Source organism: Amycolatopsis ponsaeliensis, assembly GCF_030182635.1.
Taxonomy (GTDB): domain Bacteria; phylum Actinomycetota; class Actinomycetes; order Mycobacteriales; family Pseudonocardiaceae; genus Amycolatopsis; species Amycolatopsis ponsaeliensis.
In genome coordinates this window covers 106,010-119,608 of sequence record NZ_JAPZLD010000028.1, presented here as the reverse complement: position 1 = coordinate 119,608, position 13,599 = coordinate 106,010, and the positions used below count along the sequence as shown (strand labels likewise).

The 13,599-nt window shown below is 69.6% G+C and carries 12 protein-coding genes; 4 read left to right on the top strand and 8 right to left on the bottom strand.

Features of this window, described 5'->3' with window-relative positions:
* Nucleotides 1–26: 26 nt before the first annotated feature.
* The gene (locus QQ657_RS34790; protein WP_284746551.1) at nt 27–488 is read right to left on the bottom strand and encodes a peroxiredoxin; all 462 of its coding nucleotides are present in this window, start codon (nt 486–488) and stop codon (nt 27–29) included.
* A gap of 72 nt (nt 489–560) precedes the next feature.
* Nucleotides 561–992, bottom strand: coding sequence for a DUF3052 domain-containing protein (locus QQ657_RS34785; protein WP_284746550.1), 432 nt, complete (start codon nt 990–992; stop codon nt 561–563).
* 417 nt (nt 993–1,409) lie between these two features.
* Between QQ657_RS34785 and aceE the strand changes: the two genes are divergently transcribed.
* Nucleotides 1,410–4,205 (top strand): pyruvate dehydrogenase (acetyl-transferring), homodimeric type, encoded by a 2,796-nt coding sequence (gene aceE / locus QQ657_RS34780; RefSeq protein ID WP_284746549.1) that lies wholly within the window; start codon nt 1,410–1,412, stop codon nt 4,203–4,205.
* 84 nt (nt 4,206–4,289) lie between these two features.
* On the top strand, nt 4,290–5,501 hold the full coding sequence (locus QQ657_RS34775) for an alpha-hydroxy acid oxidase (protein WP_284746548.1): 1,212 nt from the start codon (nt 4,290–4,292) through the stop codon (nt 5,499–5,501).
* Here QQ657_RS34775 and QQ657_RS34770 read toward each other — a convergent pair.
* The gene (locus tag QQ657_RS34770) at nt 5,498–6,241 is read right to left on the bottom strand and encodes an SDR family oxidoreductase (protein WP_284746547.1); all 744 of its coding nucleotides are present in this window, start codon (nt 6,239–6,241) and stop codon (nt 5,498–5,500) included. The genes QQ657_RS34775 and QQ657_RS34770 overlap by 4 nt on opposite strands.
* 82 nt (nt 6,242–6,323) lie before the next feature.
* Here QQ657_RS34770 and QQ657_RS34765 point away from each other — a divergent pair, with 82 nt between their 5' ends.
* Nucleotides 6,324–6,914: a TetR/AcrR family transcriptional regulator gene (locus QQ657_RS34765; protein WP_284746546.1), complete on the top strand. Its 591-nt coding sequence runs from the start codon at nt 6,324–6,326 to the stop codon at nt 6,912–6,914.
* A gap of 220 nt (nt 6,915–7,134) precedes the next feature.
* Nucleotides 7,135–8,751 carry an L-lactate permease gene (locus QQ657_RS34760; RefSeq protein ID WP_284746545.1) on the top strand — a complete coding sequence of 539 codons (1,617 nt, stop codon included), beginning with the start codon at nt 7,135–7,137 and terminating at the stop codon, nt 8,749–8,751.
* Here the strand turns inward: QQ657_RS34760 and QQ657_RS34755 are convergent.
* The 5 genes from QQ657_RS34755 to QQ657_RS34735 form a co-directional block, all read right to left on the bottom strand.
* Nucleotides 8,732–9,367, bottom strand: a complete 636-nt coding sequence (locus QQ657_RS34755) for a nicotinamide mononucleotide transporter family protein (RefSeq protein ID WP_284746544.1) — start codon at nt 9,365–9,367, stop codon at nt 8,732–8,734. The genes QQ657_RS34760 and QQ657_RS34755 overlap by 20 nt on opposite strands.
* Nucleotides 9,368–9,421: 54 nt before the next feature.
* On the bottom strand, nt 9,422–10,144 hold the full coding sequence (locus QQ657_RS34750; protein WP_284746543.1) for an MOSC domain-containing protein: 723 nt from the start codon (nt 10,142–10,144) through the stop codon (nt 9,422–9,424).
* A gap of 147 nt (nt 10,145–10,291) precedes the next feature.
* Nucleotides 10,292–11,068, bottom strand: coding sequence for a mechanosensitive ion channel family protein (locus QQ657_RS34745; protein ID WP_284746542.1), 777 nt, complete (start codon nt 11,066–11,068; stop codon nt 10,292–10,294).
* Between the two features lie 324 nt (nt 11,069–11,392).
* Nucleotides 11,393–12,589 (bottom strand): ABC transporter permease, encoded by a 1,197-nt coding sequence (locus QQ657_RS34740; protein ID WP_284746572.1) that lies wholly within the window; start codon nt 12,587–12,589, stop codon nt 11,393–11,395.
* 23 nt (nt 12,590–12,612) lie between these two features.
* Complete coding sequence (locus tag QQ657_RS34735) at nt 12,613–13,518, bottom strand: ABC transporter ATP-binding protein (RefSeq protein WP_284746541.1); 906 nt, start codon at nt 13,516–13,518, stop codon at nt 12,613–12,615.
* Nucleotides 13,519–13,599: the final 81 nt, after the last annotated feature.

Here is a 13,599-nt window from a genome sequence, read left to right as displayed (position 1 = left end):
CAATGCCGAGCCGCCGTCCGGAAAACTCAAGCCAGTTCGGCCACGGCCTTCTTCCAGCCCTGCTGGTCGCGCGCCTCGCCCGGCGCGTTGACCTCGGCGAACCTGACCACACCGGCGGTGTCGATCAGGAACGTGCCGCGGACCGCCAGGCCCGCCTGCTCGTTGAACACGCCGTACGCGCGCGCCACCTCGCCGTGGGGCCAGAAGTCGGACAGCAGCGGGAACTGGTAGCCCTCCTTCTCGGCCCACGCCTTCAGCGAAAACGGCGTGTCGACCGAGACGCCCAGGACCTGGACGCCCTTGTTGTCGTAGTCGGCGAACTCGTCCCGGAGCTGGCACAGCTCGCCGGTGCAGATGCCGCTGAACGCGAACGGGTAGAAGACCACCAGCACCGGCTTGTCGCCCCGGAAGGACGACAGCTGGACCGGCTGCTTGTTGTAGTCGTTGAGCGTGAAGTCAGGGGCCTCAGAACCGACCTCGACGGTCATACCGCGTTTCCTCTCCCGTACGGACACGTGCCTGCGACGACAACCCTATCGTGTCTGCCGGGCGAGACCTGTTCAGCGCTGCTTCGACTTCGACTTCGGAGAGACCAGGCGCGTCCCGATCCAGTTCGCGCCCACACTCATGTTGGCGGTCTGGGCCAGGCCCACGGCAGGGACCGCTTCGGCGATCTCACTCGGCTCGACGTGCCCGGGCTGTCCCGTCTTCGGGGTCAACACCCAGATGACGCCCGTCTCCTCCAGGGGGCCCCTGGCATCGATGAGCGCATCGCCCAGGTCACCGTCGTCTTCGCGCCACCACAGCAGCACCACGTCGATGACCTCGTCGGCGTCCTCGTCGAGGATTTCCCCGCCGATCTGCTCCTCGATCGCCGCGCGGACGTCGTCGTCGACGTCCTCGTCCCAGCCGATCTCCTGGACCACCATCTCGGGCTTGATGCCGAGCCTCTCGGCGACGCTGCTCTGATCAGCGTCTCCCGCGGCGACCACTGCTTTCACTCCTCCAACTACGACGGAGCGTGGCGACCGACCCCCTCTGCGAGGGTACGGCTGCGCCACACTCGGCGACCCGGTTGCCGATAGCGAACACTGGTAGGGCTCCGCGCGCAACCGTCCACACCGGATCTTTGACAACTCGTGTCGCAGGATACGGCCCGCCACCGTGCTTCCGCGACGTCGTTTCGGGTAGCTCCCGAGACCGGTCTGCCACCCCTTCGGGGGCCGTCCCCTAGGGTGGGGAGGAAGAAAACGCGCGCGCGATACACCGCGTGCGGGGAGTGGCTCGACCGGGTCGGCTGATGTTACCGCTGAGTAGCGGTGCGGAAGCCGGGACGGAAGACGACGATGGAGAGTCGTACACCCCCGAGTACGAGCACCACCGGCTGCAACTTTTCGCAAGGAGACCCCTTGGCCCCGCAGAACGACGGCGCCTCCGGCAAGGAGACCCCGGCACGCGTACGCGTAATCCGTGACGGATTGGCTGCGCACCTGCCCGACATCGACCCGGAGGAGACCGCCGAGTGGCTGGACTCGTTCGACGAGGCGCTGGCCAGGGGAGGTCAGCAGCGGGCCCGGTACCTGATGCTGCGCATCCTGGAGCGCGCCCGCGAACGCAACGTGGGCGTCCCGGCGCTGACCTCGACGGACTACGTCAACACGATCCCCACCGAGAACGAACCGTGGTTCCCCGGTGACGAGGAGATCGAGCGCCGCTACCGCGCCTACATCCGCTGGAACGCGGCGATCATGGTGCACCGGGCGCAGCGTCCGGGCGTCGGCGTCGGCGGCCACATCTCGACCTACGCGTCCTCGGCCGCGCTCTACGAAGTCGGGTTCAACCACTTCTTCCGCGGCAAGGACCACTCGGGTGGCGGCGACCAGATCTACATCCAGGGCCATGCCTCCCCCGGCGTCTACGCCCGCGCGTTCCTCGAGGGCCGGCTGACCGAGCAGCAGCTCGACGGCTTCCGCCAGGAGTACTCGCACGCCGGCGAGGGCGGCGGCCTGCCGTCGTACCCGCACCCGCGGCTGATGCCGGAGTTCTGGGAGAACCCGACGGTGTCGATGGGCCTCGGCCCGATGAACGCGATCTACCAGGCGCGGTTCAACCGCTACCTGCGCGACCGCGGCATCAAGGACACGAACGACCAGCACGTCTGGGCGTTCCTCGGCGACGGCGAGATGGACGAGGCGGAGTCGCGCGGCCTGATCCACATCGCGGCCGGCGAGGGCCTCGACAACCTGACGTTCGTGATCAACTGCAACCTGCAGCGGCTCGACGGCCCGGTGCGCGGCAACGGCAAGATCATCCAGGAGCTGGAGTCGTACTTCCGCGGCGCCGGCTGGAACGTCATCAAGGTCATCTGGGGCCGCGAGTGGGACTCGCTGCTGCACGCCGACCGCGACGGCGCCCTGGTCAACCTGATGAACGTGACGCCGGACGGCGACTACCAGACGTACAAGGCCAACGACGGCGCCTTCGTCCGGGAGCACTTCTTCGGCCGCGACCCGCGGACGAAGGACCTGGTCAAGGACCTCTCCGACGCCGACATCTGGAACCTCAAGCGCGGCGGCCACGACTACCGCAAGGTGTACGCGGCGTACAAGTCGGCGCTGGAGCACCACGGCCAGCCGACGGTGATCCTGGCCCACACCATCAAGGGCTACGGCCTGGGCCCGGCGTTCGAGGGCCGCAACGCCACGCACCAGATGAAGAAGCTCACCCTCGACGACCTGAAGCTGTTCCGCGACTCGCAGCGGATCCCGATCAGCGACGAGGAGCTCGAGCGCGACCCGAAGCTGCCGCCGTACTACCACCCGGGCGCGAACTCGCCCGAGATCGAGTACATGGTCGGCCGCCGCAAGACCCTCGGCGGGTTCCTGCCGGAGCGGCGCCCGAAGGCCGCGAAGGCGCTCGTGCTGCCCGGCGACAAGGTCTACGAAGGCGTCCGGAAGGGCTCCGGCAAGCAGGAGGTCGCCACGACGATGGCGTTCGTCCGGCTGGTCCGCGAGCTGGCGAAGGACTCCGAGATCGGCAAGCGCGTCGTCCCGATCATCCCGGACGAGGCCCGCACCTTCGGCCTCGACTCGATGTTCCCGACGGCCAAGATCTACAACCCGCACGGCCAGACGTACACGTCGGTCGACGCGAGCCTGATGCTGGCCTACAAGGAGTCCGAGAAGGGCCAGCTGCTGCACGAGGGCATCAACGAGGCGGGCTCGACCGCGTCGTTCACCGCTGTCGGCACGTCGTACGCGACGCACGGCGAGCCGATGATCCCGATCTACATCTTCTACTCGATGTTCGGGTTCCAGCGGACCGGTGACGGCCTGTACGCCGCCGCCGACCAGATGGCCCGCGGGTTCGTCATCGGCGCCACCGCCGGCCGCACCACGCTGACCGGCGAGGGCCTGCAGCACGCCGACGGGCACTCGCTGCTGCTGGCGGCGACCAACCCGGCGGCCGTGGCGTACGACCCGGCGTGGTCGTTCGAGATCGCGCACATCGTCAAGGACGGCCTCCGCCGGATGTACGGCGAGACCGGCCCGGACGGCAACGGCGAGAACGTCTTCTACTACATGACGATCTACAACGAGCCGTACCAGCAGCCCGCCGAGCCGGAGAACCTCGACGTCGACGGCCTGCTCAAGGGCCTGTACAAGTACGCGGACGCGCCTTCGGGCGACGGTCCGGAGGTGCAGATCCTCGTCTCGGGCGTCACGATGCCGGACGCGCTCAAGGCGCAGAAGATGCTCGCCGAGGAGTGGGGCGTGCGGGCCGCGGTGTGGTCGGCGACGTCGTGGACCGAGCTGCGGCGCGAGGCCGTCGAGATCGACCACGACAACCTGCTCTACCCGGGCAGCGAGCCGCGCGTGCCGTACGTGACCGAGAAGCTGCTCGGCTCGAGCGGCCCGGTCGTGGCGGTGTCGGACTGGATGCGCGCGGTGCCGGACCTGATCCGCCCGTACGTGCCGACCGACATGCTGACGCTGGGCACCGACGGGTTCGGGTTCTCCGACACCCGGCCGGCGGCGCGGCGGAAGTTCCTGGTCGACGCCGAGTCGATCACCGTCGGGGCGCTGTCGATCCTGGCCAAGCGCGGCGAGGTCGAGCAGGCGAAGGTCCTCGAAGCGGCCACGAAGTACCGGCTCGACGACATCGCGGCCGCCGGGCCGCAGACGTCGGATTCCGGTAGCGCGTGACCTGGTGCTAGAAAGGGACCCGGCAGACATCGGATGTCTGCCGGGTCCCGTTCGCCGTGCAGGCTGTTGAGGGAGTTGATGAAGGTGACGAAGCGCCGACTGCCCAAGCCGGACGAGCTGAAGCAGCTCCTGCGGCCCAAGCCGATCGTGCTCAACCCGACCGACCGGCGCCTCGGCAACGCCCACACCATCGCCGACCTGCGGATGATCGCGCGCAAGCGGACCCCGCGGGCGGCCTTCGACTACACCGACGGCGCGGCCGAACTCGAAGACAGCCTGCTGCGCGCCCGCCAGGCCTACCGGCGGATCGAGTTCCACCCCAACGTCCTGCGCGGGGTGTCCGATGTGGACACCACGCGGGAGATCCTCGGGAAGACGTCGGCGCTGCCGTTCGCCTTCGCCCCCACCGGGTTCACGCGGATGATGAACCACGAGGGCGAGGCCGCCGTCGGCCGCGTGGCGCAGCGCAACGGCATCCCGATGGGCCTTTCGACGATGGCGACGACGTCGATCGAGGACCTCGCCGCGGCGGCTCCCGAAGCCCGCAAGTGGTTCCAGCTCTACGTCTGGCGCGACCACGGCGCGGGCGAAGATCTGATGAATCGCGCCTGGGCGGCGGGCTACGACACGCTGATGCTGACCGTGGACACCCCGGTCGGCGGCGCGCGCCTGCGCGACGTCCGCAACGGCCTGACCATCCCGCCGGCCCTGACGCTCAAGACGTTCCTCGACGGCGCGACGCACCCGGCGTGGTGGTTCAACCTGCTCACCACCGAACCGCTGCACTTCGCCTCGCTCAACCACTTCGGCGGCACGGTGGCCGAGCTGCTGAACCAGCTGTTCGACCCCACGCTGAACTTCGACGACCTGGACTGGGTCCGCCGGACCTGGCCGGGGAAGCTCGTCGTGAAGGGCGTGCAGAACGTCGACGACGCCCGCGACGTCGTCAAGCACGGCGCTGACGCGGTGCTGATCTCCAACCACGGCGGCCGCCAGCTCGACCGCGCCCCGACGCCCCTGGAGCTGCTGCCGGCGGTGCTGGACGAGCTCCAGGGCGGCGCCGAGGTGTGGATCGACACGGGCATCCTGTCGGGCGGCGACATCGTGGCGGCGATCGCCCGCGGCGCGGACGCGGTGCTGGTCGGCCGCGCGTTCCTGTACGGCCTGATGGCCGGCGGCGAGCGTGGCGTGCAGCGGTGCGTCGACATCCTGCGCACCGAGATGGTCCGCACGATGCAGCTGCTGGGCGTCCGGACCCTGAAGGACCTGACGCCCTCGCACGCCACCCTGCGTTAGACCTGCGCCTGGCCGCCGTCGACGAAGAACTCGACGCCGTTGACGAAGCTCGCCTCGTCGGTGGCCAGGAACAGCGCCGCCGCGGCGATCTCGCTCGGGTCGCCCAGGCGGCCCAGCGGGACGGCCGTCGCCATCTGCTCGACCATCGCCTGCTGCGCGTCCGGCTCAGCGAGGCCGAGGAGACCCGGGGTGAGCGTCGGTCCCGGGCTGAGCACGTTCACGCGGATCCCCTTGCCCTGCAGGTCGAGGGCCCACGTGCGGGCGAAGTTGCGGACGGCGGCCTTCGTCGCGGCGTAGACGCTCATGCCCGGCGCCACGCGCGTCGACGTCGTCGAGCCGGTGACGATGATCGATGCCTTGTCGTTCAGCAGCGGCAAGGCTTTCTGCACGGTGAAGACGACGCCCTTGACGTTCGTGCCGAAGGTGGCGTCGAACTGCTCCTCGGTGATCTCGCCCAGCGGCTGGGTCACGCCGCCGCCGGAGTTGGCCACGACGACGTCCAGCCCGCGGCCGCGCTCGGCGATCGCGCGATAGACCTCGTCGAGGTCGGCGAGGTTCGACGAGTCGGCGCGAATGGCCTGGACACTGCCACCGATCTCGGCGACGGCGTCGTCGAGGACCTCCTTGCGGCGTCCCGTGATCACCACGTGCGCGCCTTCCGCGGCGAACCGCTTCGCGATCCCCAGGCCGATGCCGGTTCCGCCGCCGGTCACCAGCGCGGTCTTGTTCTGCAGGTTCACGATGCCTCCCGAGTTCTTGACTGTCTCGTCCAGAACGTACGCCGTTCTGGACGAGACAGTCAAGAATGCCTATCCTGGGCGCATGGCCAGACCCCGCAGCTTCGACGAGCACGCGGTCCTGCGCACGGCCCGGGACCAGTTCTGGTCGACGGGCTACGCGGGCACGAAGATCGATGACATCGCCGCGGCGACCGGCCTCGGCAAGGGCAGCCTCTACGGCGCCTTCGGGGACAAGCACGCGCTGTTCGTGCGCGTCTTCGACGACTACTGCACTGAGGCCACCGAAGGGACCCGGCGCCTGCTCGAAGGCCCCGACGAGACCGCCTACCAGCGGCTGCGCGACCACGTCATCGCGATCGCCGAGGACACCGCGGCCGACACCGACCGGCGCGGGTGCCTGATCGCGAAGAGCACGGCCGAGTGCGCGCAACACGACGAAGCGATCGCCGCGCGCTCCCACCGGGCGTTCCGCGACCTGCACGACCAGCTGACCGGCTGCATCGCGGCGGCCCAGCGCGCGGGCGACCTCGCCGCGGGCCACGACCCGGCCCGGCTGGCGAGCCTGCTGCTGGCGGTCAACCGCGGCATCGAAGCACTGGGCAAGGGCGGCTCGAGCCCGGCGGAGCTGCACGCGATCGCCGAGACGGCCCTCTCGGTCCTGCCGAAGCCGTAACTCGCGTGATCAGGCCCGTATCTCGCGTGATTGGGGCCGGAACTCGCGAGTTCCGGCCCCCATCACGCGAGTCCCGTCCCCAGTCACGCGAGTTCCGGGTTGCCGACTAACTCATTGGGCCAACCGGTCTCAACTTCTTGACGGACCGACCGGTTTGTGACGAAGATCTCGGGCACTCGCCGAAAGGCCGTTTTCGCATCGTGGAAAACGGAGGTCGCCCGTGTTCGTGCAAGACGTGACTCCCCTCGGTTCGCTGGGCCTGTCGGCGCTCGTCGCCGTGCTGCCCCTCGCCACCGTCCTCGTGCTCCTCGGCGCCGTCCGGATGAGAGCCCACCACGCCGCCCTGATCGGGTTGCTCGTCGCGCTCGTCGTCGGGATCGCCGCCTACGGCATGCCGATCGTCCAAGCCGTCTCGGGCGCGCTGCAGGGCGCCGCGTTCGGGCTGTGGCCGATCATGTGGATCGTCGTCAACGCGCTGTGGATCTACCGGCTCACCGTGCGGACCGGGCACTTCGACGTCCTGCGCCGCTCGTTCGGCCGGATCTCCGACGACCCGCGGATCCAGGCGCTGATCATCGCTTTCTGCTTCGGCGCGCTCATGGAGGCCCTCGCCGGCTTCGGCGCACCGGTCGCGATCAGCGCGGTGATGCTGGTCGCCGTCGGCTTCCACCCGGTGAAGGCCGCGGTCGTCGCCCTGGTCGCGAACACCGCGCCGGTCGCGTTCGGCGCGATGGGCACCCCCGTCGTCACGCTGGCCCAGGTCACCGGCCTGCCGCTGCAGCAGGTCTCCTCGATCGTCGGCCGCCAGACGCCGTTGCTGGCCCTGGTCGTGCCGCTGCTGCTGGTGATCATCGTCGACGGCAAGCGCGGGCTGAAGGACACCTGGCTGCCCGCGCTGGTCTGCGGGGTCGCGTTCGGGCTCGTGCAGTTCCTCGCCTCGAACTACGTGTCGCCGCAGCTGGCCGACATCGGCGCCGCCCTCGCCGGTGCCGCCGCGCTGGTCGCGCTGCCGCAGACCCGCCGTCCGGTGCCCGAAGCCGTCCGGATCAGCATGGGCGGCGGTGGGACGGCGACCGAGGAAGCGCCGCCCGAGGACTCGCGCAACGACGTCGTCAAGGCCTACCTGCCGTACGCGCTGATCATCGTGATCTTCTCCCTGGCCGTGCTGCCGCCGATCAAGAAGCTGCTGGACAAGGCGACCTGGAAGTTCCACTGGCCCGGGCTGAACGTCATCGGCCCGAACGGGAAACCGGTGTCGGGCAACACGTTCTCGCTGCCGTTCCTCAACACCGGCGGCACGCTCGTGCTGCTGGCCGGCATCATCACGGCCGGGATCCTCGCCGTCTCCGCAAGCGGCGCCGTGCAGGAATGGCTGGCCACGCTCAAGGAACTGCGGTTCGCGATCCTCACCGTCTGCGGGGTGCTCGCGCTGGCCTACGTGATGAACCTGTCCGGCCAGACCACGACGATCGGCACGTTCATCGCGGCCGCCGGCGCCGGCCTGGCGTTCCTGTCCCCGGTGCTGGGCTGGTTCGGCGTCGCCGTCTCGGGCTCGGACACCTCGGCGAACGCGCTGTTCGGCGCGCTGCAGGTGACCGCGGCGAACAAGACGGGCCTGGCCGCCGACCTCCTGGCCGCGGCCAACAGCTCCGGCGGCGTCCTCGGCAAGATGGTCTCCCCGCAGAACCTCACGATCGCCTGCGTGGCGGCGAACCTGCCCGGCGAAGAGGGCAAGCTGCTGCGGAAGGTGCTGCCGTGGAGCCTGGGGCTGCTGCTGGTGATGTGCCTGATCGTGCTCGGGCAGAGCACCGCCGTGCTCAGCTGGATGCTGCCATGACCCGACGCTCGGCGACGCGGCGCGCGGAGCGGTTCCAGCTCCACCAGCCGTGCACGACCAGCCCGGCGAAGACGATGTAGATCGCGGCCGAGAAGTACAGCCCGGACGAGATCTGCAGCGGCACGCCGATCGCGTCGACGACCAGCCAGACCAGCCAGAACTCGACGAGCCCGGCACCCTGCGCCCCGAAGGCGACGAGTGTGCCGACGAAGATGGCGGCGTCCGGCCAGGGCGCCCAGGACGCGTTCAGCGCGTCGAGGACCAGGGCCATCACGGTCGTGCCCACGACGAACGCGCCGAGCATGGCGAGCCGCTCGGCGAGCCGGCCCTGCCGGACGACGACGCCGAACACCGGGTCCTGGCGGCGGGTCCAGGCCCACCAGCCGTAGACGGAGATGGCGAGGATGGCGACCTGGCGGGCGGCGAGCCCGCCCAGGTGCGCGGAGGCGTAGACGGCGAAGAGCAACACGGTCGCGCCAACCTGCACGGGCCACGTCCACAGGGTGCGACGCTGCGCGAGGAACACGACGGCGAGCGCGAACACCTGCCCGGCGAGCTCCGCGATCGAGATCCACTGACCGAGCACCGTGATTCCGTGGTGCAGCAGGAAATCCACCTGACGCCCCTTTCGTCCTACCGCATCAAACATGCTCCGGCGGGGGTGAATTCCCTAGAGACTGTGAGCCGCGGAACATCCCACCTCGTGGACGCCGTCGCCGACGCGGATCGTGCCGCCGCGCACGACGCGGGTCTGCACGCCGAAGGTCAGGCCGTTGGTGTCGGAGATGGTCTTGAGCAGCCCGGGCGCGGCCTGCAGCCCTTCGCCCGGCAGGCCGACCATCACGCAGCGGACGGCCTTGCGGAGGATCTCCAGCTCGACCTCGCCGATCCGGACCCGCTTCCCCACCCAGGCCTCTTCGGCGAGCTCCGGCGCCGGGCCGGTGTCGAGCAGGAGGTTGGCCCGGAACCGCCGCTCGTCGAGCGCGACGCCGGGCGCGCGCTCGGCCAGCCAGGCCAGCGACGACGTCGTGACCAGGTGGACGGCCGCTTCGTCGTGGTGCGGGACCTCCGCTTCCTTCGCCAGCTCGACACCGGGGAAGCCCAGTTCGGCCGCGATTTCGGCGTGCACCTGCGCGGCGTCACCGCGGAAGACGCGCCCGTCCGGGAAGGTCACCACCGGGACATCGCCGTCGTACCGCGCGGCGAACGCGTGCAGACCGGGCATGCGCCGGAACCGGCGGGAGTTCTTGCCGCTGCCGAACTTGCCGGCGGGATCCCGGACGGCGTAGAGACGGTCGCCGTCGAGGCCGCGCTCGCCGAGCGTCGCCTCGGTCAGCTGCTCGCCGGCCATCGACTTCACCGGATAGCGCCAGACCGCCGCCACGACCCCCATCGCCCCAGCGTATCGGCCGCCCGGACGTCTTGAATGAGTCATTCAGGACTCCGGAGGTCCTGAATGACTCATTCAAGACACGGGCCGGGACACGGGACGGGCCCGGCGGCTTCCCCGTCCGCCGGGCCCGTCCCGTACCTATCGTGCTCAGCCCTGCGCGCGCGGCATGCCCGCCGGCGGCGTCGGGGTGTTGTCGGCGCCGACCGTCGCGCGCGGCGGCGCGCTCGTGCCCATCTCGCCGGTCCGCTGCGCCGGCGTCTCCGCCATCTGCTGCTGCATGTTCGCGATCCAGCCGCGCCAGCGGTCCTGCGCCGGCTTGATCAGGCCGCCGCCGAAGCCGACGACGATGACGCCGCCGATCGTCGCCAGCACCGCGATCAGCACCGGGCCGGTGATCGTCGTCGCGATGTTCACCTGGCCGAGCGCGGCGATGATGCCGAACGCCATGATCAGCCAGTAGGCGCCGGTGGCCAGGTAGCGGCCGGCCGGGCGGCCCGACATCGCCGACGTGACGACGTCACGCACGACCTTCGCGATGGCCGCGGCGACCACGACCAGCACCAGCGCGACCACGATCCGCGGCAGGAACGCGATGATGTCGTTGAGCAGCTGGCTCACCGGGTTGGTCGGCCCGAACACGCCGAACGCCAGCTGCAGCGCGATCAGCAGGATGAAGTAGTAGACCAGTTTCACGAGGATTCCGGTCGCGTCGATCTTCTGCTGGCCGATGCTGCCGGAAAGCCCGGTCTTCTCGATCAGCTTGCCGAACCCGACCTTTCCGAGGACGAGACTCAGCCCTTTCGCGACGGCCTTCGCGATCAGCCAGCCGATCAGCAGGATGATCAGGAATCCGACGAGTTTCGGGACGAACGTGGCGACCAGGTTCCACGCCTGCCCGAGCCCGTCCTTCAGTTGCTGGCCCATACCGACTCCCTCTTGGTGTTTCGCACCGAATCGCGCCGCGATTCGGGTGGTGCGCGCTGTTGTGCACCGGATCGTTGATCAGGTACCCAGCGGCGGCAACTCGTGCGCCCCACGATCGAGTGAGACGACTGGCGCGGAAAGATCACTGGTGGCCATACTGGTTCTACCGGTGGGGACCGGGGAGACGAGGCCGTCCGGCGCAGCGTAAACCGCAAGCGCCGGGCGGCCTCGAGCATTTGGGGGAATGCGCTGTTCCATCCACAAAAAGAACCGGCCCCCGGACACCTGAGGCGTCCGAGGGCCGGGGTGAAGAACCGGTGAACTTCAGGCAGCGCGCAAGGCGTCGCGGAGTTTCACCTTCGCCCCGGTGCGCATGACCGCATTCCGGTAGATCCGCGCGGCCAGCCAGATCAGCCCCGGAATCATCAGCACCACCAGCACCACCGACAACGCGGCTTCCCACACCGGGACCCCGCCCATCGCCAGCCGGATCGGCATCAGCGTCGGCGAGAACACCGGAATCACGGAAAGCACCTCGACGAACGTGCTGCCCGGGTTCGACGGCAGCACCGAAATGCCGATCACGTACCCGGCGATCACGAACATCAGCGCCGGCATCGTCGCGCCGCCGACGTCCTCCTGGCGCGACACCAGCGCGCCCAGCGCGGCGAACACGATCGAGTACATGAAGAACCCGAGCAGGTACCAGACGATCAGCCAGACGACGGTGCCGATCGCCGACGAAAGCGAGAGATCCGGGAGCGCTCCGGTCGCGGCGACGGTGACGAGACCACCGACGCCGATGACCACCATCTGGATCAGTCCCACGACGCCGATGCCGAGCACCTTGCCCGCCATCAGCTGCCACGGCTTGATCGTCGACAGCAGCAGCTCGACGACCCGTGACGTCTTCTCCTCGACGACGCCCTGCGCGACGGTCTGGCCGTTGATCATCAGCGACAGGTAGATCAGGATGCCGGCGGCGATGCCGAGCCCCAGCTGCGCGCCGTTGTAGTCGTACGGCTGCTCCAGCGGCGCGTCCTCGATGAACTTCGCGGAGGCGATCGCAGCCTTGAACCGCGCCGGGTCGCCGCCGAGCGCCGTGATCTGCTGGTCGATCGCGACCTGCTGGGACAGCAGCTGCAGGACGTTGGCCAGCTTGCCGTCGAGGTCCTTCTTGACCTGGACGTGCACGGTCTTGCCGTCGCCGGTGAGCAGCGCGTCGATCGAGCCGTCCTCCAGCTTGGCGCGGCCGGCGGCCTCGTCGGCGACCTGGGTGACGTCGATCTTCTCGCCGACCGTCTGCCCGCCGGCTTGCAGCGGCGCCGAGAGCGGGGCGGTCGCCGAGGTGTAGCCGACGGTCGAGTCGGCGCCGCTGCCGCCCGAGATCAGCTTCAGCAGCACGATGCCGATCACGATCAGCAGCAGCATGACGACGGTGGCGACGCGGAACGCCTTCGACTTGACGCGGGTGGAGATCTCGCGGGAGGCGACCAGCCCCACCGCCGCGACCGGGCTCATCCGGACGTCCTGGACCGGGGTACTCACGCGGGGACCTCCTCGGTCACGACGGAACGGAACAGCTCGGTCAGGGACGGTTGCTCACGCGCGAACTCGTGCACCCGCCCGGTGGCCAGCGCCGCCTTGAGGACGGCCTGGTCGTCGGCGCCCTCGCCCAGCTCGAGCTCGGTCACCGAGCCCGTCCGGCCGAGCACCTTCACCGCGGTCAGGCCGTCGGCCCAGCCGTCCGCGGCGTCCGGCACGTCGACGCGCAGGCGGACGGCACCGCCCGCGCGCAGTTCCTCCACGGTGCCCTTGGCGACCATCTGTCCACTCCGGACGATCCCGACCCGGTCGCAGAGCCGCTCCACCAGGTCGAGCTGGTGGCTGGAGAACACCACGGGAACGCCGTCGGCGGCCTTCTCCTTGAGCACCTGGCTCATCACGTCGACCGCGACCGGGTCGAGGCCGGAGAAAGGCTCGTCGAGCACCAGGATCCGCGGCTCGTGCACCAGCGCCGCGGCCAGCTGGACGCGCTGCTGGTTGCCGAGGCTGAGCTTCTGCACCTCGTCGTCACGGCGCCCGGCGACACCGAGCCGCTCGGTCCACTTGTCCGCCGACGCCCGCGCGTCGGCGGCCGGCATGCCGTGCAGCCGCGCGAGGTAGGTGAGCTGTTCGGCCACCTTCATCTTCGGATAGAGGCCGCGTTCCTCCGGCATGTACCCGATGTGCCGGCGCGTTTCGTGCGTCACCGGCTCGCCGTCGTAGCGGACTTCGCCGCCGTCGGCGGAAAGCACGCCGAGCGCGATCCGCATCGTCGTGGTCTTGCCGGCGCCGTTGCTGCCGACGAACCCGAAAAGCTCGCCCGGCCGGACGTCGAACGTCATTTCGTGCAAAGCGACCACGTCGCCGAAGCGTTTGGAGACCTTGTCGATCTCTAAACCGGTCATTCCGGTTCCCCCGTTCATCACTGGCTGCCCCCGTTCGCGATCCTAGGCAGTTCGTACACGCACCGCATAGCGCCGCGCGTT